24 protein-coding genes are annotated in these 21,943 nt (G+C 67.7%); 9 read left to right on the top strand and 15 right to left on the bottom strand.

Features of this window, described 5'->3' with window-relative positions:
- Positions 1–5: 5 nt before the first annotated feature.
- Positions 6–635, top strand: coding sequence for a twin-arginine translocation signal domain-containing protein (locus NGM07_RS16640; protein ID WP_253513563.1), 630 nt, complete (start codon positions 6–8; stop codon positions 633–635).
- 39 nt (positions 636–674) lie between these two features.
- Here the strand turns inward: NGM07_RS16640 and NGM07_RS16645 are convergent, their stop codons facing one another.
- The 4 genes from NGM07_RS16645 to pth2 all read right to left on the bottom strand — a co-directional run bounded on the left by NGM07_RS16645 (position 675) and on the right by pth2 (position 4,781).
- On the bottom strand, positions 675–1,658 hold the full coding sequence (locus tag NGM07_RS16645; RefSeq protein ID WP_253513565.1) for a transcription initiation factor IIB: 984 nt from the start codon (positions 1,656–1,658) through the stop codon (positions 675–677).
- Between the two features lie 283 nt (positions 1,659–1,941).
- The gene (gene truD, locus NGM07_RS16650) at positions 1,942–3,300 is read right to left on the bottom strand and encodes a tRNA pseudouridine(13) synthase TruD (RefSeq protein WP_253513567.1); all 1,359 of its coding nucleotides are present in this window, start codon (positions 3,298–3,300) and stop codon (positions 1,942–1,944) included.
- Positions 3,301–3,943: 643 nt separating this feature from the next.
- Positions 3,944–4,402 (bottom strand): hypothetical protein, encoded by a 459-nt coding sequence (locus NGM07_RS16655; RefSeq protein WP_253513569.1) that lies wholly within the window; start codon positions 4,400–4,402, stop codon positions 3,944–3,946.
- Positions 4,403–4,442: 40 nt separating this feature from the next.
- Positions 4,443–4,781 (bottom strand): peptidyl-tRNA hydrolase Pth2, encoded by a 339-nt coding sequence (gene pth2, locus NGM07_RS16660; protein ID WP_253513571.1) that lies wholly within the window; start codon positions 4,779–4,781, stop codon positions 4,443–4,445.
- A gap of 81 nt (positions 4,782–4,862) precedes the next feature.
- On the opposite strand from pth2, the gene NGM07_RS16665 reads away from it, so the two are divergent.
- The 5 genes from NGM07_RS16665 to NGM07_RS16685 all read left to right on the top strand — a co-directional run bounded on the left by NGM07_RS16665 (position 4,863) and on the right by NGM07_RS16685 (position 8,594).
- Positions 4,863–5,486 (top strand): YIP1 family protein, encoded by a 624-nt coding sequence (locus NGM07_RS16665; protein ID WP_253513573.1) that lies wholly within the window; start codon positions 4,863–4,865, stop codon positions 5,484–5,486.
- Between the two features lie 72 nt (positions 5,487–5,558).
- Positions 5,559–6,278 (top strand): Yip1 family protein, encoded by a 720-nt coding sequence (locus NGM07_RS16670; protein WP_253513575.1) that lies wholly within the window; start codon positions 5,559–5,561, stop codon positions 6,276–6,278.
- A 79-nt stretch (positions 6,279–6,357) separates the two neighbouring features.
- Positions 6,358–6,996, top strand: a complete 639-nt coding sequence (gene dcd, locus NGM07_RS16675; protein ID WP_253513577.1) for a dCTP deaminase — start codon at positions 6,358–6,360, stop codon at positions 6,994–6,996.
- Entirely contained in the window at positions 6,993–7,892 is a 900-nt protein-coding gene (locus NGM07_RS16680) for a thiamine-phosphate synthase family protein (protein ID WP_253513579.1), read from the top strand. Before dcd ends, NGM07_RS16680 begins: the two co-directional genes overlap by 4 nt.
- A 96-nt stretch (positions 7,893–7,988) precedes the next feature.
- On the top strand, positions 7,989–8,594 hold the full coding sequence (locus NGM07_RS16685) for a HalX domain-containing protein (RefSeq protein WP_253513581.1): 606 nt from the start codon (positions 7,989–7,991) through the stop codon (positions 8,592–8,594).
- An 81-nt stretch (positions 8,595–8,675) separates the two neighbouring features.
- Here the strand turns inward: NGM07_RS16685 and NGM07_RS16690 are convergent, their stop codons facing one another.
- Positions 8,676–9,971, bottom strand: coding sequence for a sensor histidine kinase (locus tag NGM07_RS16690; protein WP_253513582.1), 1,296 nt, complete (start codon positions 9,969–9,971; stop codon positions 8,676–8,678).
- 606 nt (positions 9,972–10,577) lie between these two features.
- On the opposite strand from NGM07_RS16690, the gene NGM07_RS16695 reads away from it, so the two are divergent.
- Complete coding sequence (locus tag NGM07_RS16695) at positions 10,578–11,186, top strand: DUF7344 domain-containing protein (RefSeq protein ID WP_253513584.1); 609 nt, start codon at positions 10,578–10,580, stop codon at positions 11,184–11,186.
- 29 nt (positions 11,187–11,215) lie between these two features.
- Here NGM07_RS16695 and NGM07_RS16700 read toward each other — a convergent pair whose 3' ends face one another.
- Positions 11,216–11,491: a DUF8593 domain-containing protein gene (locus tag NGM07_RS16700; protein ID WP_253513586.1), complete on the bottom strand. Its 276-nt coding sequence runs from the start codon at positions 11,489–11,491 to the stop codon at positions 11,216–11,218.
- A gap of 135 nt (positions 11,492–11,626) precedes the next feature.
- Positions 11,627–11,869: a DUF8593 domain-containing protein gene (locus NGM07_RS16705; RefSeq protein WP_253513587.1), complete on the bottom strand. Its 243-nt coding sequence runs from the start codon at positions 11,867–11,869 to the stop codon at positions 11,627–11,629.
- Between the two features lie 115 nt (positions 11,870–11,984).
- Between NGM07_RS16705 and NGM07_RS16710 the strand changes: the two genes are divergently transcribed.
- Positions 11,985–12,719: a class I SAM-dependent methyltransferase gene (locus NGM07_RS16710; protein ID WP_253513589.1), complete on the top strand. Its 735-nt coding sequence runs from the start codon at positions 11,985–11,987 to the stop codon at positions 12,717–12,719.
- 17 nt (positions 12,720–12,736) lie between these two features.
- On the opposite strand, the gene NGM07_RS16715 is transcribed toward NGM07_RS16710, so the two are convergent.
- Positions 12,737–13,486: a 4-phosphopantoate--beta-alanine ligase gene (locus NGM07_RS16715; RefSeq protein WP_253513591.1), complete on the bottom strand. Its 750-nt coding sequence runs from the start codon at positions 13,484–13,486 to the stop codon at positions 12,737–12,739.
- A gap of 434 nt (positions 13,487–13,920) precedes the next feature.
- Positions 13,921–14,757 (bottom strand): pantoate kinase, encoded by an 837-nt coding sequence (locus NGM07_RS16720; RefSeq protein WP_253513593.1) that lies wholly within the window; start codon positions 14,755–14,757, stop codon positions 13,921–13,923.
- Between the two features lie 187 nt (positions 14,758–14,944).
- Here NGM07_RS16720 and NGM07_RS16725 point away from each other — a divergent pair, with 187 nt between their 5' ends.
- The gene (locus tag NGM07_RS16725) at positions 14,945–15,802 is read left to right on the top strand and encodes a formate/nitrite transporter family protein (protein WP_253513595.1); all 858 of its coding nucleotides are present in this window, start codon (positions 14,945–14,947) and stop codon (positions 15,800–15,802) included.
- A 137-nt stretch (positions 15,803–15,939) separates the two neighbouring features.
- Here NGM07_RS16725 and aspS read toward each other — a convergent pair whose 3' ends face one another.
- From aspS to NGM07_RS16755, 6 genes are all read right to left on the bottom strand, one after another.
- Positions 15,940–17,241: an aspartate--tRNA(Asn) ligase gene (gene aspS / locus NGM07_RS16730; RefSeq protein ID WP_253513597.1), complete on the bottom strand. Its 1,302-nt coding sequence runs from the start codon at positions 17,239–17,241 to the stop codon at positions 15,940–15,942.
- A gap of 163 nt (positions 17,242–17,404) precedes the next feature.
- On the bottom strand, positions 17,405–18,016 hold the full coding sequence (locus NGM07_RS16735; protein WP_253513599.1) for a TetR/AcrR family transcriptional regulator: 612 nt from the start codon (positions 18,014–18,016) through the stop codon (positions 17,405–17,407).
- A gap of 195 nt (positions 18,017–18,211) precedes the next feature.
- Positions 18,212–19,012, bottom strand: a complete 801-nt coding sequence (locus NGM07_RS16740; RefSeq protein WP_253513601.1) for an ABC transporter permease subunit — start codon at positions 19,010–19,012, stop codon at positions 18,212–18,214.
- Positions 19,005–20,027 (bottom strand): ABC transporter ATP-binding protein, encoded by a 1,023-nt coding sequence (locus NGM07_RS16745; protein ID WP_253513603.1) that lies wholly within the window; start codon positions 20,025–20,027, stop codon positions 19,005–19,007. The genes NGM07_RS16740 and NGM07_RS16745 overlap by 8 nt, the downstream gene beginning before the upstream one ends.
- A 263-nt stretch (positions 20,028–20,290) precedes the next feature.
- Positions 20,291–21,013, bottom strand: coding sequence for a phosphoglycerol geranylgeranyltransferase (locus tag NGM07_RS16750; protein WP_253513605.1), 723 nt, complete (start codon positions 21,011–21,013; stop codon positions 20,291–20,293).
- Between the two features lie 135 nt (positions 21,014–21,148).
- Positions 21,149–21,874 carry a CBS domain-containing protein gene (locus NGM07_RS16755; protein ID WP_253513607.1) on the bottom strand — a complete coding sequence of 242 codons (726 nt, stop codon included), beginning with the start codon at positions 21,872–21,874 and terminating at the stop codon, positions 21,149–21,151.
- Between the last annotated feature and the right edge of the window lie 69 nt (positions 21,875–21,943).

The following is a 21,943-nucleotide window of genomic DNA, read 5'->3' on the forward strand; positions in this document are numbered from 1 at the left end:
AACAGATGGTTGACCCAGAACAAGACGCTGATACGAACGACACGATAGACCGACGAACGATACTGAAGGGGACCGCCGTCGCGGGGTTCACCGGCGCCGGACTGACCGGCGCCGCGAGCGCCCAGTCCTGGAAGGAACTCCGGTTCGACTCGGTTTCCGAGGAACTGTTCTCGTACACCGTCAGCGTGAGCGGGGAACTGAAGCGCGCGCCGAACCGGGACGGGGGCGACGAACTGGTCGACGAGAACACGGCGCGGGGCCGGGCCAGGGGCGGCAACCACGACGACTGGTACTTCACGGGCGAGATTACCCAACTCCAACTCAGCGGGCCGGGGAAGGTGTACGTCGACGGAGAACTCGTCGAGGACACCACCGACGACAGCGGGGACCTCCCCAACACGGTGACTATCGAGTCGAAGGGCGAGAAGGTCCGCTATCGGTTCCAGGTCGGCGGAGACGTCGAAAAGGCGGGCGAGGCCGGCGGCACCGACGAGATAGACGGCCACCGGGTGCGGGGCACCGTCGGGACGAGCGACCCCGACGACGAGATAGACACCTACCGGTACTCCGGCGATATCGCGTTCGACGATCCGTCGGGACCGCTGTCGGTGACGCTCGACTTCGGGGACGAGTAGCGGAGGCGACGGGCCTGCGGCCCGGGCGCGCCGGACTGCTCAGCCGTGGATGCCCATCGCTTCGATTTGCTCTTGGTAGCGGTTGCGGATGGTGACCTCGGTGACCTGCGCGACGTCTGCGACCTCGCGCTGGGTCTTCTTCTCGTTACAGAGTAGCGACGCCGCGTAGATGGCGGCCGCCGCGTACCCCGTCGGCGACTTGCCCGACAGCAGGCCCTGCTCGGAGGTCGTCTCGATGATCTCGTTGGCCTTGGCCTGGACTTCCTCGGAGAGGTCGAGTTTCGAAGAGAACCGCGGGACGTACTTCTTGGGGTCGACGGGCTTCATCTCCAGGTCGAGTTCCTGGGAGACGTACCGATACGTTCGGCCGATCTCCTTGCGCTCGACCCGCGAGGCGCCCGAAACTTCCTCCAGACTGCGGGGGATGCCCTCCATCCGGCAGGCGGCGTAGAGCGCGCTGGTGGCGACGCCCTCGATGGAACGACCCCGGATGAGGTCTTCCTTGAGCGCCCGCCGGTAGATGACGCTCGAAACCTCACGAACGGAGCGTGGTACACCGAGCGCGGAGGCCATGCGGTCGATCTCGCTGAGCGCGAACTGGAGGTTGCGCTCGCCCGCGTCCTTCGTCCGGATGCGCTCTTGCCACTTGCGCAGACGGTGCATCTGACTGCGCTTCTTCGAGGAGATAGAACGGCCGTAGGCGTCCTTGTCCTTCCAGTCGATGGTCGTGGTCAGCCCCTTGTCGTGCATCGTGTTCGTCGTGGGCGCACCCACGCGGGACTTGCTCTGGCGTTCCTGGTGGTTGAACGCGCGCCACTCGGGGCCGCGGTCGACGTTGTCCTCCTCCAGAACTAGTCCGCACTCCTCGCAGGTGACCTCGGTTCCGTCCGGACTCTTGATGAGTTTCGCGGAGTCGCACTCCGGACACTCCTGCTTTTCGCCGCGTTGGGCCTGCTCCTCCCCTTCCTGGGCTTCCTGCTTCGTCTGTTCGCCTCGTCCTTGCCGGCGCCTAGTTCTCTCCACCCTTCGAATTTATCGAGGGGAAAGGTAAGACTTGTGTGCAATGTCGAACGGATGCGAGAGGTTGTCACGCAAAGGAATCGCGGCGGTCCGGTCGCGCTCCCGTCCGGCGTTCTGCCGCACCTGTGGGAGTCATTTCGGCTAGTTCTCGGGGCTTCCTTCGCGTATTTCGCCGGCCGTCCTTCCGCGTACACCCCTTCCGGCCACCCTTCCGCACACCCCTTCCGCACACCCCTTCCGACTGCCCTTCCGCGTACCCCTGCCGGTCGGCCCGACCCGCGTCCGTTCACTCGTCCGCCGGGTCGGTCTTGAGGAACTCCCGCAGGACCACCGTCGCGTACGACCCCTTCGGGAGCGCGAACGCGAAGGTCGGCGGGTCCGAGTCGACGTCGAGGTCGGTCCGGACAAGCACCGCCCGGCGGGTGCCCGTCGAGTGGAACTCGCCCGGGAGGTCGAAGTCGCTCGGTTCGAGGCCGAGGTCGTCTAACACCTCGCGCTCTATCTCGCCCTGTTCGCCCTCGGCGAGTTCGGTTTCGGTGCCGACCAGCGGGACGGTCACGAACGCCCGGCCGCGCTCGCAGTGGCGCGCGACCGTCTCGACGCGCTTTTCGGTCACGCGCTGTTCGCGGTCGACGTCCGGGAGCGTCAGGCCGTCGACCGTCTCCGAAAAGCAGACCACGTCGCCGGCCACCGGACGGCCGAAGGGCAGTCCCCGTTCGAGTCGCTCGCTCAGGATGCGGTTGAACGCGTACGACTGGGCGGCGTTGACGAACAGGCGCTGGAGGTTCGAGGGGACGGCCTCCAGGGCGGTCCGGAAGTCTGCGGGGTCGTCGCCGCCGGTTTCGACCAACGAGGACAGCATCGCGCGCTCGAACCCCAGGCGGTTCGGCAGGGCGTCCAGCGCGGCCTTCCAGTCCCGGTCGGCGAAGGCGTCCTCGACCTCCCGGCGGGCCCGCTGGGTCCCCTCGGGTTCGGAGTCGTAGGGGTTCCCGACGTAGGCCCGGACCGCCTCCTCCCACTCCCCGTCGGCGACCCGCAGGCCGACCTCGTGGGTGACCGGCCGGCGACTCCCGAAGCGCTGCTGGCCGAAGAAGTTCGGGACGCCGACCGTCGGCGGTTCGTCGCCGCTCGCCGGCGGTCCCGCGCCGGCGAACTCGGCCAACTCCTCGCGCACCCGCTGGGCGTTCTCTGGATGCTCGGCGTCCCGGACCGTGATCTCGAACTCGTTGCCCGCCAGGTCGCCGAACTCCAGTCCGCGACCCGCCCGGCCCAGCGCTTCGATTTCGGCGTTTCGAATCTCGACGCCGTCGAGGGCCTCGGGGTCGACTTTCCGGAGGGTGAAGAGCTGAGTCGTCACTGCGTGCTTGTCCTTGGTGCCGGCCCACGAAACGCGCTCGCGGCTGATTCCCAGCGCGTCCGAGAGTCGGCGCGCGAAGTCGTTGGTGTCCCAGCCCCGGAGCGTCGCCCGGAGCACGAGGTGGGCGTACGCCCCGGGGTCGGCGTCGAGCGGTTCGGCGTCGAAGCGCTCTATCTCCCGGACCCGGAAGTCCTCGCTGTCGACCTTGATGCGGCCGCCGACGCCGTCGGCGTCGCTGACGAAGTGTTCGATGCCGACCGCCCGCTCGACTGGGTACGCCTCGCGCATTCGTCTCCCGGTTGGTGGCGGGGTCGCTTGTATCTGACTTCCTGCGACCGGGGGTTGGTGGATGTTTGTGTGAATGGAGTCGGTCGAGATGTTGGCGGTACGAAAACGCAGGGGTAACTACGATGACCGCGACCGCTTCGAAAGCCACAGCACGCTCACCGTGGCACACAGCAACGACGATGACCGTAACCGCCCCGAAAGCCCCCGACCGCTCGCGGTCGGCCCCTTTCAGTCCCGCCCTGCCAGTTGGTCAGCCGAGCGTTCCTCTGGATTGGTTCACAGGCGGTTTCGAAGGCTGAACGCCACACATGGCGCGCGCTGGCGCGGTCCCGCGGTTTGGGTCCGCGCCATCTTCGTGCGAGGGATGAGCATCGCAGGCCGTCAGGCCGAGAAGCGCAGTCGGTTGGGGAGGGTGTGGCCTGCGGTTGCGGTGCTGTTTGGGTGGATGAAAGGGGCCGGCCGGTCGCGTATACTTTAGTCGCCTCTGCAGGCCACTATTCTCGCCGAGCGCCGCAGGCGCGAGGCATGAATATCCTGCAGAGCGACCGCGAGCGGGCGGGGGCTTTCGGAGTCATCACTGTCTTGGCTGTCTCGGAGGGTGCATGGCGAGCAGATGGAGCTTTTTGGCTGTTCTCGGTGTCCATCACCGTGGTTGTCCGTGACGGCCCGCTACCCAGTACGAACCGTCTCCCCCTCGACACCGAACGTCCGAACGTTGCAGGAACGTCGGTTCCTCGGCCAACCCGTACTCGAAGAGGACGCGGAGACAGACCGTGCCGGTCGTCCTCCGGCCGACCGACAACTCCCCGCGGACGGTGTGGTCGTCGACCACGCCGTGCACCGCGACGGGGCCGAAGCTCTCGCCCGGGTCCCGGACGACGGTTTTGCTGGTCCCCGGGGCCACCTCACGCGACACCCACTCCCCGAGTCCGTCGCTCGTCTCGACGACGAAGTGGAACGCGTGCCGGGCGTCGGTCCCGTTCGCGAGTTCGACGTCGACTCGCCGGACTTCGGCCGTGCTCTCGCCGAAGCCCGCACACCCGGCGAGCAGTCCGACCGCGGTGCTACTTCCGAAGAGGAAGTGGCGTCTGGTGGAGGGCATCTCCCGGGAGGTCGCAGCGAGGCGACGAGAGTGTTCGCATCTAGAACAGCGAGAGGTCCCCGGTGACGCGGTCGACGATTTCGTCGTCGCCCGGTCCCACGGCCAGGGCCGTCACGGTGCCGGGGTCGAGTTGGGTGTGGCCGGCGTCCCGGACGACTGCGTGGGGAAGCCCCTCCGCCCGGGCCTTCTCGGCGAGTTCGAACAGTTGGCTCTCGCCGCTGGCTTTCAGCACGACCTTCTTCTGGCCCTCGCCCTTCCAGGCTTTGCGGGCCTTGCTCCCGGTTTCCTCGTAGGCCGACAGCGAGGCGTGGGCGACCTGGGCCGCCAGTTTCCCCTGCCCCATGCCGATGTCGGTCCGCGCGACGATGGCCTGCTTCATGGTCCGAATTCGACCGGCGGGGCGTATAGCTTTGATGATAAGCGGGGCGTACTTTTGTCACCTCGCGCGGTAGTTCCCGGCGTGAGGGGCACCGACGTCCCGGGATGGTTCGACGCGCTCGTCCGTCCGGACGCCTTCTTCGAGCGGCGGGTGCCGATACGGGACCTCGGCCCGGCGAAGGTCCTGTTCGCGGTCACGCTCGCGGGGACCGTCCCCGTCGCCGTCGCGACCGTCCTCGCCTCGCCCGCCTCGCCCGCTTCGCCCACCTCGAACCGGACCCCTGCGGCCGTCGTTTCCGCGATTGCCGCCGTCTTCGTCGGTATCGGCGGTGCGGTCCTCCTCGCCTGGCTCTTCGGGAGCGTCCTGTTCTGCGTCGGCGCGTGGCTCGTCGGCGGGTCGTTCGACCTCTCGGAGACGGGGTCGGTGATGGCGTACGCGATGGGGCCGCTCGGGGTTGAGTTCCTCCTCGTTGCGGCGCTGGTCGCGGCCACGGCCGGCGTCGGCGCCGTCGCCGAGTTCGACGCGTTCGTCGGCCACCTCGACGGGGGACCACCCCCGTTTCGGACGCTCGCGCTCGTCACGAGTTGCTGGCAGGCGTACGTCGCGACCTTCGGCCTGAAGCACGCCAACGACCTTCCCCCGCGGCGCGCCGCGCTCGTCTCGGCCGCGTTCGTCCTCCCGACGGTCGTCGAAGCGCTGGCATGACCCGTCGCTCGCCGGGTAGTTTCACCGACGAAAGAGACAAAACTTTTACCGGAACGCCGAGCGGTCGGTCGTATGGTCCTGCAAGCCCTCCTCCACCCGGACGACTACTTCGCCGGGCGGTCGCCCTCGCTCGGCCGTGCGTTCGCCGTCGTCCTCGTCGTCGCGCTGATTACGACGACCGCCGTCGGCGCGTTCGGCTGGCTCCTGAGCGAACGCATCACCGCCACGACCGAGATTCCCAATCAGGAACGACCGCCGGACTGGGTCTGCGACGGCGAGTCCGACACCGAGGCCGAGTCGATGATGCGCGAGAACTGCGACGAACCGAAGACGAAGACGGTCCAGGTCGGCGACCTCATCTGGAAGGCGTTCGGCGAGAAACTGCCGCTGTTGTTCGTCGGGTCGCTGCTGGCGTGGCCGCTGTACGCAGCGGGCCTCCACGTCGCCTCCGCGGTCGTGGGTGGCCGGGGGAGCTTCCTCGACACTCTCGCGGTCACCGCGTGGGGAATCGCTCCGAACGCGCTCCAGGCGGTCGTCGGCCTCGGTCTGCTCGTCGTCTCGCTCGACGGCCTCGACCTCTCGGGGTCGAACCCCGAGATGCTCGCCTCGCAGGTCCAGTCGCTGACCGTCCGCGCGCGCGGCGGCACGACGGCGGTGAAGGTCGCGGGCGCGTGCTGGCAGGGCTACGTCTGGACGTTTGGATTGAAGCACGCCCGCGACCTCCGGACGGGAGAAGCCGCGATCGCCGGCGGTGGAATCGCGCTCGTCGCCCTCCTGTTCTCGTTCGCCTGAGCGACCGTCGCATTCGACGGCTGCGCGGCCTCGCTTCAGAGACCGTGTCCTTTACGCACCTCCGCGCTAACCCCCGAGTATGATACTGTCGGACGCCGACATCCTCCGCCGTCTGGAGGACGGCGACCTCGCGGTCGAACCCTTGGACGACCCCGACCTGCAGATTCAACCCGCCAGCATCGACCTTCGACTCGGACGCGAGTTCCTGGAGTTCCAGCACGCCAACATCCCCTGCATCCACCCGGACAGCGAGCAGGAGGTCTCGGAGTACGTCAGCGAGACCGTCATCGACGACGGGAACGAGTTCATACTCCACCCCGGCGACTTCGTGCTCGGCACGACGAAAGAGCGCGTCGAGATTCCCGCCGACCTGCTGGCCCACGTCGAGGGCCGGTCGTCGTTCGGCCGCCTCGCGGTGGTCATCCACGCCACCGCCGGCGTGGTCGACCCGGGCTACTGCGGCCAGATTACCCTCGAACTGTCGAACCTCGGCACCGCGCCCGTGGCGCTCAAACCCGGCACCCGCATCTCTCAGCTCATCTTCACGGAACTCAAATCGCCCGCCGAGCGCCCCTACGGCGAGGACCGCGGCTCGAAGTACCAGGACCAGTCGGGTCCCCAGGCCTCCCGCATCGGCGGCGACCACGAGTTCGGCGGCGACCAGAAACGGACGTCGGGCGCCGACGGGAAGACCGGCGGAGGCTCCACCGAATCATGAGGTTCGCCGAGGAGATCGTCGTCGAAGAGTTCCTCCCGACGGTCCGGTCGATGCTCGCCGAGGACCTCCGCGACCGGGGGCTGACCCAGAGCGAGGTCGCCGACCTCCTGGGAATCAGCCAGAGTGCGGTGTCGAAGTACGCCAACGGCGAGGTCGAGCGCAACGACCGGTTCCTCGACGACGACCGGGTGAAGAACCTCGTCGCCCGGGTCGGCGAGGGACTGGCGGAGGGGACGATGAGTCGGATCGAGGCGCTGGTCGAGATAGAGGTGCTGATTCGCCGCCTGGAGGACCGCGACCTCGTTTCAGAACTCCACGAACTCGAGATGCCCGAACTGTCGGGCCACGGCGGCGACTTCAACGTCCACGACCCCGAGGGCGACCTCCGGACCACCGAGCGGGTTCGGTCGTCGCTCCGGCGCGGCGTCCGCATCATCGAGAGCGCCAGCGGGTTCGCCTCGCTCATCCCCGCCGTGGGGTCGAACCTCTGCGAGTGCACGCCCGACGCCGACGGCATCGACGACGTGGCGGCCATCCCGGGCCGCATCTTCGACGTAAAGGGGCAGGCGACCATCCCCGGCGACCCCGAGTTCGGGGTCAGCGAACACGTCGCCTCGCTCCTGCTGTCGGCCCGCCGGGCGGGGAGTCCGGCCCGCGCGGCGCTCAACGTCCGCTACGACCCCGACATCGTCGCGGCCCTCGAAGAACTCGGCCACGAAACCGCCGAGTTCGACGCCGAGTACGACGACCTCGACGCGGCGGTCGGGGCGGTCATGCGCGACCACCCCGAGGCGACGGTCCTCTATCACACCGGCGGCTACGGCATCGAACCCATCGTCTACCTGCTCGGCGACGACGCCTCGGCGGTTGCGTCGATGGCCCGGAAGCTACTCTGAATCGCCGGCGCTCCTTTTCCCGGAACTCCGGAGCGGCGTGACATGTCGCTCGAAACGCTTATGCTACCGGAGACGAACTCGGCCAGGAAGACGAAGATGGACGAATCAGACGCGCCGACCGTGCTCGTCATCGAGGACGAACCGGACCTGGGTCGGCTCTACGAACTCTGGCTCGAAGACGACTACGACGTCAAACACGTCGAAACCGGCGAGCAAGCGCTCTCGGCGCTCGACGATAGCGTCGACGTCGTCCTGCTCGACCGCAGGCTCCCCGGGATGTCCGGACGGGCCGTCCTCGAAGAGATACGCGAACGCGACGTCGACTGCCGGGTGGCGATGGTGACCGCCGTCGACCCGAGTTTCGACGTCGTCGAGATGGGCTTCGACACGTACGTCACGAAGCCGCCGGACCGCGAGCAGTTGCGCGACGTCGTCGCGCAACTGCTCGACCGGGCGACGCTGGACGAGCAGATGCAGGAGTACTACTCGCTGGTTTCGCGCCGGGCGGCGCTGGAGACCGAATTCTCGTCGGCCGAACTCGCCGACAGCGAGGCGTACGCCGTCCTCGTCGAGCGAATCGAGCGCAAGCGAGCGGCGGTCGACGAGTCGCTCGGCGACGTCGGTTCCCACGACGTGTTCGTCGATTCGGTCCGCGAAGTGCTGGGGCCGGGGGACGGCGACGCCGTCTGCGACACCGACTGAGCGTCTCGTGATTTCTCGTTCGTCGGACGGTGACTCCGCGACGGACGAGACGCGTCTCGTCCGTCGCGAAGCCACTTTTGCCTACCGCTCCGCCGCACGCGGGCCGGGGCGCGCAGTATCGGGTCGAACCTCGGACGCCGAGTCGTCGCTCTCCGATGGCGAGGCGACGCCGGGCGCCGGCACGCGCGGAAGTTCCACGACGAACGTGGTTCCCTCGGGGCCGGTATCGCGCAGTTCGATGGACCCCTCGTAGCGGTCGACTAGGGTCTTCACGAGGTAGAGGCCGAGTCCGTGGTCGTCGCTCGTGTCGCTCCGCTCGAACAGCGTGGCGAGTTCGTCCTCCGGAATCCCCGGGCCGTCGTCCGAGACGCGGACGACCACGGTGTCGGGTGTCGTTTCGACGGTGACGTCGAGACGGACCGTCGCGCCGTCGCGTTCGGCGGCGTCTTCGCGAGCCCGCGAGCGAGGGCTCGTCGAACCGTGTTCCACGGCGTCTTCGCGAGCCTGCGAGCGAAGGTTCGTCGAACCGTGTTCGACGGCATTCGAAAAGAGGTTCGAGAACACGCGGTGGAGGAGGTCGTCCGCCGCCGCGTACGCGTCCTCGGCCACGGACGACTCGACGTCCCCGGAGGCGTCCCGGAGGTTCTCGAGTTCCTCGGTTACCACGTCGCCGACGTTCGTCGGTTCGCGTCGGGCGTCGTCGCCGGTCGCCTTCAGGAGCACCCGCACGTCCCTGATGACCGAGGTCATGCTTCGGCTCTGGCGTCGAATCGTCGCGAGGTACTCGACCGCCTGTGGGTCGGCGGCGTACTCCTCTTCGAGCACCGCCGCGTAGCCCTCGATGACCGTCGCGGTGTTCAGCAACTCGTGGCGGAGCAGGCTGTTCATGTAGTCGAGCCACTCCTGTCTCGCTTCGGCCTCCTCGGCCCGGACGGCGGCGCGCTCGGCCGCGCGCTCGCGCTCTATCGCGCGGGCCTCGACGATGCCGATGAAGAGGCCGAAGTTGGCACCGACGCTCGCGGCCCACCGAGTCCACCCGACGAGGAAACTGCTGTCGGTCGGCCCCCACATGACCATGATCGGCACGTTGACCGCGAGGAAGCCGAGCAGTCCGGCCGAGAGCCACTTGCCCACCCGCGGATACCGGTCGGCGTCGAGCGCGCCGCGTTCGAGCGCGTACCCGCCGTACATCAGGCCGGCGCAGAACGGCACGGTAATCGCGAAGGAGACGGCGAAGTCGGCCGACAGAAAGCGGTCGAGCGGCCCGGTGAAGATGAACAGCCACTCGCCGGCGAACGTGAACAGGAAGGCGACACCGAGGCCGACGAACAGCCGAGGAATCAGCTCCGGGTTGCGCCGGAACGCTGCGTCAGTCATCGGGCAGAGGAATCCGACGATTCCACTTAACGCTTTCTTCGAATATGAAATCTGATAACCGATTCGCGATTCTCAGAGAGACGCGCCGGTTTCGACCCCGGTTTCCGAATCGGGGTCGCGCGATTCGCTTCCGGCGCGGTGGAACCGGTGAAGTCAACCTTCGGGCGCGTGTCCGTCGTGACCGGTGGTGCGATTCCGGACGTTCGTCCGGGACGCGACCACCGTTTGTGGCGGTCGTGTCTGTTGAAATCGCGTCCGGAACGACGACATTCTCAGCGATGACATACGTGCCACTCGAGGCACGCGTCTCTCGGACGAACGGAATTCCGCGCTTCCACGGTCAGCGGTCGTAGAGCCGGCGCTCTTGCCGATAGTGGACCGTTCTTCCTCGAACTGAAGATTACCGAACGGTCGAAGGAACTCTCCGCTCGGAAACACGCTGGTACTCACCGCCGGCCGGTCGGTGATGTGCGAATAACAAAGTCCGATACGACCCGTTGAAACCCACGATGGGTCGAGCGCCACCACGTAGGAGAACGACGGGACAGACAGCCGTTGAACGCCGACGTTCGTCCAGCGACCGACCGAGGCCCCTCTCCGGCGACCATGAGTAGTCGCGAGCGGGTCGGGTCGGACGCTTCGGACGGCGCCGCCGTGATCTCGACGGATACGATCGTCGAAGCGATACAGAACCCTCGACGGCGGTACGCGCTCTACTATCTGCACAAGCACAGCGGTTGGGTCGACCTCGAAGACGTGGTCCTGCAGGTCGCCGCGTGGGAGCGGTGCCGGACGCCGGAGGAGGTGACCGCTTCCCAGCGGCGGTCGGTCTACACGTCGCTGTACCAGACCCACCTGCCCTCGCTCGCCGGCGACCGTCTCGTCGAGTTCGACAAGCGACGGAACAGGGTTCGGGGGCTCCTCGACAGCGAGAACTTCGACCTGGTGCTCGCCAACGACTCGCGCACCTCGACGGCCACGGACGGCGTCTGTCTCCTCACGACCGTGGCCAGCGTCGCGCTGGTCGCACTCGCCTGGCACGACCTCACGACCGTCGGACGACTGCCGGCGCTGTTCGTCGCGGGGACGGTCGTCCTGCTGTTCTCGCTGTCCAGCCTGGTCCACTGGTACGACTGGTATCGGTGGCAGTTGCGAACTCGGGAGATGCCGCCGGACTTCTCGGTCGCCAGGACGGACGACGCGGGCCGGAACTGACGGCAGAAACCGACGCCGCGGTCGCGAAGCTACGTCTCCGGCCGGGTCCGCAGCAGAATCTCGTCGTCATCGACCACGTCCACCCAGCCCTCCCGGAGCGCGAAGGCGTCCTCGTCGGGTTCGGCGTCGCCCCACCCGAGTTTCGCCTTGACCTCCGCGGCGAGGCTCGGTTCGGGTTCGACGTAGGCGGTCCCGTCGCGCACGTCGACCACGACGCCGATCTTCTCGTCGTCGGCGTTGATAACCGTCTTGCCCTCGTCGGTTTCGTCGAACTCCATGCGGTCGATTTCGACGGCCGCGCCCATTACGGCTGTGGCCCTCGGGTCGTCGTCGCTCGTCCCTGGCGGTCGCCGCGGGCGAAGAAAAACGAGTCGAACTCGTGCGTCACCCGCGCGTTTGCGCCGACGGCGTCGGCGCGAACGCGCGGCCTCGACCGGAGTTCAGTAGTCCTCGGCCAACACGACCTCGTCGTCGGTTATCTCGGCGATGCTCTCGTCGTCGAGCGCGTAGGTTTCGGACTCGGTGCCGCCGGACCCGAGTTCGGTCCGCATCTTCTCGACTGTCGACTCGTCGGCGCTGACCTGGGCGCGTCCGTGGGTCACCTCCGCCACCGTTCCGAGGCGCGTTCCCTCGCTGTCGACGACGGTCTTGCCCGTCTCGTCCTCGGTGAGTGCGACTGTCATTGCGCCGCAAAATAGGGTGTCCCAACTCATTACGTCACCGGCCGGCGTCGCGGACGACCGGCGTCCGGCCCGTCTCGGCCGCACCCATTTAGTCGCGGGCGTCGTAGGCCGGAGCATGTCAGCCGACGCGACGGCCGCCGCTCAGCGGTTCTACGGCCGGTGGTCCGACTTCTACGACCTGCTCGCGCGCTCGACGCCCGGACTCGGCCGCCTGCGCGAGCGCGCCGCCGACGCGCTCGCGCTCGAACCGGGCGACACCGTGGTCGAGATGGGCTGTGGCACCGGCGCGAACTTCCCGCACCTCCGCCGACGCGTCGGCCCGGCGGGTCGCGTCGTCGGCGTCGACTTCACCCGCGGGATGCTCGAACGCGCCCGCTCGCGTTCCGAGGCGGCTTCGCCGCCTCGGAACGCGAGCGGGGAGCGAACCGACCCGCGAGCAGTCGACCGCGAGGGCTGGGAGAACGTCCACGTCGTGCAGGGGGACGCGACCGACGTCGAGTTCTGCGAGCCGCCGGACGCGATACTGGCCACCTTCGTCGTCGGGATGCTCGCCGACCCCGCGCGAGAGGTGCACCGCTGGGCCGACATGCTCGGGCCGGGCGGTAGTCTGGCGCTGTTGGACGCCGCACAGACGACTCGCTGGTTCGGCTGGCCCGTCAACCAGGCGTTCCGTGGGCTGGTCGTGGCCTCGGCGCCGGGCGACAGGAAGGACTACGCGGAGGCGCCGTGGACGATGCTCGACCGCCGGGTCGCCGACGCGCGCGCCGCGCTCCGCGAGCGCGCGTCGGCGACGACCCACACCGAACACGCGCTCGGCGTGGTGCGGGTGACGGGCGGGCGAATCGAGTAGCGACCCGGGGACCGTCCTCAGTCGAGGTCGCCGCCCCGAATCGCTCGTTCGGCCGCTTCGAGCGCCGCCTCGCGGTCGAACGACGCGACGATAGCCCGCAGTTCCTCGTCGCTCGCGTCCCGAAGGTCGCGGGCGTGTTCGGTCATTCTCGGCACGGCGCGGATGACGTTGTCCACGATGGGAATCGTCGCGCTCCGGGCCGACCGCGACATCGGGTTCAGGTCGATCACGATTTCGGTCTTGCCCATCTCGGCCAGCGCCTCCGCCCGGTCGCCGTCCTCCAGGGGCACGACCACGACGTCGGCCTCGTAGATGCCCTCGGCGTCGACCTTCGCGCGCTCGTGCTCGATGCCCGGGATGCGGGCGTCGGCCGCCAGGCCGAGGACCTCCGCCGCGCCGTGGTCCCGGAGGTGGTCGGCGATAGCTCGCATCCGTTCTTCGGTCCGGTTGAACAGGTTCACCTCGATTGCCGCGCCGGTGGCCTCCGCGAGCGCGACCACCTCTTCCGGGACCAGCGCGGCGAGGTTGCCGTTGACCGAGAGCACCGGCTTTTCGGCCAGCAGCAACTGGGCCGCGGCCGCGCGCTCGGCCTCGTCGGCGCTCTCGGTGGTTTCCTCGCCGAGGAGGTAGTCGAAGGCCTCGCCGCGGCCCTGCGCGATGAGTCCCTGCTTGCTCGTGATGCCCTTCTCGACGCCCTCCTCGATTCGGTGGCGCGTCAGCAGCGACTCGTAGCGCGGGTGGTCCTCCGGAATCTCCACGTCGCTCATACTCGGGTCTCCGCAGGGACGCGGGAAAAATCAGTCCATCTCCAGCGCAAGCGCGCACCTTCGAGTGTCGGCGTAACCGCGAAGGAGAACGTTTCCGACCGCTCGTTACGGAATACGACTACGACCGCGAACGAGAACGCTTCGAAAGCCCCCACCCGCTCGCGGTCGCTGGCCGGGATATCCGGGTCGGGCCTCGCTCTGCGGCTTCGCCGCTCTGCCTCGCGGTTGCCCTCGCTGTCGCTCGGACAACCGCGCGTGCGGCCCTCCCCGAATAGTGGCCCGCCCAGGCGACCACGTCCTTCGGACGCGAGCGGGCGGCCCCTTTCAGTCCCACCTGCCGGCTGGTTAGTGGAGCGCTTCCGGTGGATTGTGTCACCGAGCGCCTTCCGTGGACTGTCCGACCGAGTACTCATCGTCCGACGCTTCGCGCCGACCTACTCCGTCATCAGGGTCGCGCCTGTCGGATGTATCTCGCAGGTCTCGGCGTCGTAGCCCGCGTCGGTCAGTCCCGTTCCGAGCGCGAAGACCGTCTCGCCGAGCATCGCCATCGCGGCCTCGCCGCCCTCGTCGTGCACGTCTTCGAGGACCGCGCGCACGTCGTCGGTGAGCAGGCCCGCCTCCTGGGCGAACTCCTGAGAGGCGTCGACGAACGTCTGGAGCGTCGGCTCTTCGACCAACCGAACCAGCATGTCGACGCCGACACGCGAGAGCCGGGAAGTGTCGCCCGAGAGCACCGACTCCGTCGAGCGCTCGCCGAGGGTGAGATACTCCACGCGCGACCGAGCGGGCACGCCGTCGAGTCGGCCGTAATCGGGCGCGCCGGGGTCGAGTCGGACCGGGACGCCGCCGCGGGCCTGGGCGACCACGTCGCCGAGTCCGGTGCCGGCCTCGACCTCCGCGGCGTGGGCGACCGCGACCAGTTCGTTCTCCGAGCGCCGGCAGTCGAAGGCGGCGTTGGCGGCCAGCGCGGTGCCGAGCGCGGCCGCGCCCGAGACGCCGAAGCCCGCGCCGACCGGGAGGTCCGTGCTGGCGGTCACCCGGGCCTCGACGTCGAGGTCGTCCAGCACGCGGGTCACCGCCTCGAAGGCGGCGGGTTCGTCGTTCAGTTGCATCGCCGTCTCCTCGGCCGCCTCGACCGTCACCGTCACGCCGTCCGAGAGGGCCACCCCCGCGCCGCGCGACCCCGCTTGCTCGGGGTCGTCGTCCTCGTGGACGCTGAAGAAGCCGGTAACGTGGCCCGGCACGAACGCCCGCGCCGACTCGTCGTTCATGAGTCGGGGTGGGCACCGCTCGCTTTTAACGGTTACATATCGCGACGCGTATCGTAACGGTGGGGCGTCGTCGCACGGTACCGCGGTCGCGTCGGAGCGCGGTCCCGCCACATCCGATTTCGCCGTGGCCGCCAGTCTCTTGGGGCAATTCCACCTAGCTAGGCCACTCGATGGAAGGTTGGTATCCGTGAGCTCCGGACCGAGTGGAAACGATTCGTCGCCGACCTCGTACCGCGAGATACTGATACTCGAAATCGAGGAGGGGTTGAGCCAACTCCAACGGCCGACGTCCGGGCTGTTTCTCTCGGGGCTGTCGGCGGGGCTGGACATCGGTTTCGGGCCGTTCCTGATGGCGGTGGTGCTGACGATGAGCCAGGGCGCGTTCTCCGAACCGCTGACCGGTATCCTGCTTGCGAACGCCTACGCGGTCGGTTTCATCTTCGTGGTCGTGGGTCGGTCCGAGCTGTTCACCGAGCACACCACACTCGCGGTCGTTCCGGTGCTCAACGGCCAGGCCTCGCTCCGGAGCCTCGCGAGGCTCTGGACCGTCATCTACGTCTCGAACCTCATCGGCGGCGCGCTGTTCGCCGCGCTGGCGGTCTACGTCGGTCCCGGACTCGAGACGGTCCACCGGGGGGCGTTCGTGGAACTGTCCCGCGACCTCGTGAAGTACTCGTGGTCCATCACGCTCCTCGCGGGCATCTTGGCCGGGTGGATGATGGGGCTGATGACGTGGCTGGTCGCCGCCGGCCAGAACACCATCAGCCAGGCCGCGTTCGTCTGGCTGGTCGCGGTCGCCATCGGCATCAGCCACCTGCCCCACTCCATCGCGGGGAGCGTGGAGGTCCTCATGGGGATGTTCGTCAGCGACAGCATCTCGGTCTGGGACTTCTTCGACTTCCTGCTGTGGAGCACCATCGGCAACGCCGTCGGCGGCACCATCTTCGTCGGCCTGTTGAAGTACGGCCACGGCGTCCGCTCCGGCACGACGAAGGAGGAGATCGAGGTGTCGGTGGACGGCGAGGAGCGGGAACAGCGGATGTGAGCCTCGTTCGTCTTCCGTTTCGTGGCTCGGTCGAAACGCGCTAAACCGCCGGTTCGCACGGCGAGGATTTGGCCGCAGAAGCCCCAGTAAGCGAGAGTAGAGATAGAAACGAGAGTGGTGAGTCGTGAGTCGCCAGCCTACGGGCTCAGGCGCTGGCGGTCCCGCGGGAAGAGGACGGCTTCGCGGATGTTCTCCAGGCCGAGCATCGTCATGACGAGGCGCTCGCCGCCGAGCCCCCAGCCGGCGTGGGGCGGCATGCCGTACTTGAACATCTTGGTGTAGTAGTCGAACGCCTCGGGGTCGAGGCCCTGCTGTTCGAAGCCCTCCACCAGCTTCTCGTAGCGGTGTTCACGCTGGCCACCCGAGACGAGTTCCATCGTCGGGTGCATCATGTCGAAGCCGGTCGACAGTTCGGGGTCGTCGTCGTGGTCCTTGATGTAGAACGGCTTGATTTCGCTGGGCCAGTCGGTGATGAAGTAGTGCTCGCCGACGTCGTCGCCCAGCGCCTTCTCGCCCTCGGTGGGCAGGTCGTCGCCCCAGACCAACTGCTCGTCGAGTTCGCCGGTGGCGTTGATGCGCTCGATGGCCTCCTCGTAGGTGAGTCGCGGGAAGTCGCCCGACGGCGCCTCGAAGTCCTCGTAGCCGAGCGCTTCGAGTTCGCGCTGGCAGTTCTCGGCGACGCCCTCGTAGGCCGCCTTCACGACCGTCTCGCAGGCGTCCATCGCGTCGGTGTGGTCGAAGAAGGCGCTCTCGAAGTCGATGGAGGTCGCCTCGTTCAGGTGCCGGGGCGTGTTGTGCTCCTCGGCGCGGAAGATGGGGCCGACCTCGAAGACGCGTTCGAGTCCGGAGCCGACCATCAGCTGCTTGAACAGTTGGGGCGACTGGTTCATGAACGCTTCCTGGCCGAAGTAGGTGATGGGGAACAGTTCGGTGCCGCCCTCGGTGCCGGTCGCGACGATCTTCGGCGTGTTGATCTCGGTTGCACCGAGGTCGCGGAAGGCGTCTCGAACGGAGCGCAGGACCTCGGCGCGAATCTCGAAGATGGCCTGCTCTTCCTCCTTGCGGAGGTCGAGCGTGCGGTTGTCGAGTCGGGTCGAGAGGTCGGCGTCGACCTTGCCCGAGGGGTCGAGGGGCAGTTCGGGGTCGGCGGGCGCGACGACCTCCAGGCTCTCGGGGACGATCTCGACGTCGGTCGGCGCGCGGGGTTCCTCCTCGACGTCGCCGGTGACCTTCACGACGCTCTCGCGGGAGACGTTCAGGCCCGTCTCCACGAGGTCGTCGTCCATCTCGTCTTTCTCGAACTTCACCTGAATCTTGCCGGTGGTGTCCCGGACGATGAGGAAGGCGATGCCGCCGAGGTCTCGAATCTCGTGCGCCCAACCCGCGACCGTGACCGCGTCGCCGGGTTCGGCGTCCGCTGTGTAGGTTCGGTCTTCCATGAGTACTGATTTCTGCGGCGTTCTCTTAAACGCCGTCATTTCGTCGGAAGGAAATCGCGCCGTTAGCCACGTAGCTGTTGCGGAGGCGTGGGAACGCGTAGCGCACGATGCGCCACGCGTTCGCCATCGTCGCGGCCGGTTCCCCGTCGAACTGTCCGACGCCCTACTCCGCGGCGTCCCGGACCATCCCGGCCGCGAGCGTCGCGATGAACTCCTCGCGGACGGCCTCGTAGTACTCGTCGTCGTGGAAGTCCTCGCGGTGGTACGGCAGGAACTTCGCGACGCCGAGGACCCCGGCGAGCACGTCGACGTCCGCCTCGCGGATTCGGCCCTCCTCGCGCCACCGTTCGAGGTACGGCGCGAGGAACGCCACCGACTGCTCGCGCCGACCCCGCATCTCGGCGTCGGTGAACTGCTCGGTGAGTCGCCGGAGGTCGTCGTCGACCACGAGGCGGTGGACCAGCGGGTTCGTCTCCATCGAGTCGCACAGCAGGGTGAGGAAGGCGACGATGGCCTCCTCGGGGTCGTCCTCGGCCTCGAACGACTCGGCGATGATATCCTCGGCGAGTCGCTCGCCCTCCTCCTGCATGATCTCGAAGTAGAGACGCTCCTTCGAGTCGTAGAACTGGTAAAAGGTGCTGTTGGCGATGTCGACCGGGTCGGTGAGGTCGGCGATGGTTGTCTTCTCCAGTCCGTAACGGGTGAAGAGGTCGCGGCCGGTTTCGCGTAATTGTTCGCGTATCCGCTCGCGCTCGTCGTCGCCGAATCCCCTCATCGTCGTCCCCCGGGTGCGCTCGGCGTCTCGACGTCGGTCGTCTCGTCCTTCGTCGTCGCGTCTCTCGGTTTTGCGTCGTTCGATGTTGCGTCCTTCACGTTCCCGTCCTTCGGTTTCGTTCCCTTCGCTTTCGCGTCCTTCGCCTTCACGTCGTTCACTCTCCGGTCGTCGGATTTCGGTGGCTCGGTTCGGACCTCACGCGATGTCCACCCGGCGGAACCACCACGCGCTGACCGCGACGAGCGCGGCCGTACCGACGAGCAGGACCGCCGCGCCCGCCCAGTCGTACTCACCGCTTACCAGTACCGTGGTCGGGTCGTAGTACCGCATGGGGCTGATGGCACCCAGCCACGCCAGGTCGGCGGCCGAACTGATGGATTCCAGCAGGAACAGCGCGAACACCGCGCCCAGACCGCCCCGCTTGGCGACGTCGGCCTCGTCGAAGAGCACCGACAGTAGCAGGCCGATGCCCCCGCAGGCCAGCAGGTACGGCACCGACAGCAGGTGGACCATCACCAGGTCGGCGACCGCCACGGACTCGCCGATGGCGGCCACGCCGACGTACACCGCCGCGCCCACGATCAGGTTGAGCGCGAGCACGCCCGGCACCAGCGAGAGGAACTTGCCGACGACGACCGACCGCCGGGAAACCGGCGCGGCCAGCAGGACGTCCATCCGGTCGCGCTCGACGTCGCCGGCGATGAGGCCGCCGGCCTGGTAGGCGACGTAGATGCCGAGCATCAGCAGCCAGAAGAACTGGTAGAGTTCGACGGCCAGGAACCCCTCGATGGTCGAGAGCGGAATCGCGCCGGTCGCGCCGAACGCCGCCTTCATCGCGGGCGGCAGGCTCTCCCAGTAGGCGTCGAGGTCGACGCCCGACGACGCCATCGACGGGAACAGCGCGACGAACAGCAGCGACATCACCGCGAGCAGTCCCGCGACGACGAGCACACCCTTCAGCTTTCGCTCGGCCTCGTATTGGGCGATTTCACGCATCGTCGTCACCTCCGTTAGACGCAGTCTGACGCGCTTCGGACTCGTCTTCCGAACCGCCGGTAGTCGAGACGGCGGGCGACGCGGTCGGCGAGTCGTCGGTCGGCAGGTCCGTCGCCGCCTCCGCGGCGTCGCCGACGTCTCCGTCGTCGTAGAACCGCATGAACACGTCCTCCAGCGGCGCTTCGTCTATTTCGAGGTCCCGAACGCTGTAGCCCCGGAGGTGGTCCAGGAGGGTGTCGAACTCGCCGGTGAACATGAACGCGGCCTCGCCGTCGCTCGCCTCGAGGTCGTGGACGCCCGCGAGGTCGAAGTCCGCGGGGTCGAGCGCCCCCTCGACGCTGACCTCGACGCGCTTGCCGCTCCGGTGGAGCAGGGTTTCGATCTCTTCGAGCGCGACGAGTTCGCCCCGGCGGATGATGCCCACGCGGTCGCAGACCCGCCGCACCTCGCTCAGGATGTGGCTCGAGAAGAAGAACGTCGTGCCGCGCTCCTTCTCGGCCTCGATGAACTCGTAGAAGCGGTCCTGCATCAGCGGGTCCAGCCCCGAGGTCGGTTCGTCCATGATGACGAGGTCGGGGTCGTGCATGAACGCCAGCACGATGGCGAGTTTCTGGACGTTCCCGCGGGAGTACTCGCCGACCTCGCGGTCGACCGGCGCGTCGAACGTCTCCAGCAGTTCGGCGCTCCGCTCGTCGCCCTTGAGTTCGGCGTGGTACTCCACGATGCGGCGGCCGGTGACCCCCTCGTCGAGTCCGGGGTCGCTCGGCAGGTAGCCGATGCGGCGCTTGGCCTCGATGAGGTCGGCCTCGTCGGTCACGTCTCGGCCGAGCACGGTGGCCTCGCCCGCGGTGGGCGCGATGAACCCCAGCAGGGTTCGGATGGTCGTCGTCTTTCCCGCGCCGTTCGGCCCGAGGTAGCCGAACACCTCGCCCTCCTCCACCTCGAAGGAGAGGTCCTCGATGCCCCGCGTGTCGCCGTAGAACTTCGTCAGGCCGTCGGCCGCTATCGCAGTCATAGTTCTCTCGACTGAGAGTTAGGGGCGAGAATATATGAATGAATCGTTTTTTCATTTTTGAAGCCGCGAGAGGCGTCTTTCCGGCGGTTTCAGCGGACGGCGGAGGAATTCGGAACTCGAACCGACGGTGTCCGAACTCGGACACCTCGGGGCTTATCGCGAGTCGAAGACGGACAGACGGACCGCGGTCGCCACGGCTGGCGGTTCGCGGTATTCAGCAAGAGAGAAACGGAAAACGACGGGCCGTCGGCGGACGCCCCGACTCAGACCGACTCGACCTGCGCGGAGTCGGCGTCCTTCGCGCCCTCGACGGTCTCGCGGACCGCCTCGACGCCCTCGTCGTGGACCAGGTCGCCGACGACCACCACGTCGGCGTGTTCGGCCATCGTGTGCGCGGAGTCGTAGTCGCGGACGCCGCCGCCGTAGAAGAGGGTCGACTCCTCCAGTGCGTCGGCGGCGGCCGCGACGACTTCGGGGTCGCCGAAGGTGCCCGAGTACTCGACGTAGACGATCTCCTGGCCGTACATCCGCTCGGCGATTTCGGCGTAGGCCGCGACGTCCTCGGGCGTCTGGTCGCAGTCTGCGGCCGTGAGGTCGGCGACGCTCGCGTCGGGGTTCATCACGATGTACGCCTCGGTGGTCGTGCGCTCCCAGTCGACGTCGTCGATGCGCGCCCACTCCTTGTGTGCGCCGGTGACCCACGAGACGTCGCCGGCGTTGAGCACGATGGGCACGAGGTAGCCCGAGAGGGCGTCGTCGTCGACCACGACCGCCGGATTGCTCGGCTCCTGGTAGATAGGCACGTCGTACTTCGCGCAGGCGTCGATGACGCGCTGCATCTTCTCGGTCGTCATGTCCAGCGTCCCCCCGATTTCGAGGGCGTCGGTGCCGGTTTCGCACACGTCCTCGAAGGTCTCGCCCTCCACCAGCGTCTTGTCCGGGTCCAGCTTCACGATGTGGTCCCACTCGTCCCACGGCGCAGTCATTACCAGTGTAATCAAAACTGCCGGCTAAAACCCCTTCGGAACGGCCACCGGTCGGCGGACCTGACCGCCGACGCGTTCGGCGTGAGCCGAAAGACCGCCCGGGCGTCGACGGTCACGCCCCGAAGCGGTGTCGGGTCAGTATCGCGGGGACTGCGCCTCGATGATTCGGCTCACGTTCTCGAACTCCTCCGTCAGCAACACGGTGATGTCGTCGAGCGACACGATACCCCGAAGCGTGCCTTGGTCGTCGACGACCGGAGCGCGTCGGACGCCCCGGTCGCCGAGATTTCTGGTCACCTCGAAGATGTTCTCGTCCTCCCGGACCGTAAAGAGGTCCTCGCTCATGACGTCGCCGGCCCGTAACCGGGAGACGTCCGGGTTGTCTTCGAGTTTGAGCGCGATACTGCGGTCCGTGACGATGCCGACCGGTCTGTTCTGCTGGACGATTACGATCGACCCGACGCTCTCGCGGGCCATCTTGCCGACCAGTTCGGTGACGGGCGTGTCGGGCCGGGCGGTGACGACGTCCGTCGCCGCGATTTCGCCGATCGTCACCGGCCGGAGCGCCTCCCACTGCGGTTGCTGGGGCGGTTGTAGCTGTTGGCCGCCGCCCGTTCGCCCGGTCTGTGAGCCCTGCTGTTGGGCCATCCGCTGTCCCGTTCGTCCGGTCGATTGCTGGTACTGCCACCCCGACTGCGAGCTGCCCTGCTCCGAGGATCGCTGGTTCGGCCGCTGGCCGGATTGGAACTCCGTCGCCTGGCCGGACTGACGCGACGACGACTCTCTGCGCTGGCCGTACCGCCGCTGGACGTCTCGCTGTTGGCGTTGCTGGTCTGTCGGTTCGTATCTCCGTTCGGTCATGGAAAGTCACCGCCGGACGGCGTCGCGGTCGTCCGGCGCGAGGACCGACGCGACGCGCGAGAATAAAGC

The sequence above is a fragment of the Halorussus vallis genome, assembly GCF_024138165.1.
Classification (GTDB): Archaea; Halobacteriota; Halobacteria; order Halobacteriales; family Haladaptataceae; genus Halorussus; species Halorussus vallis.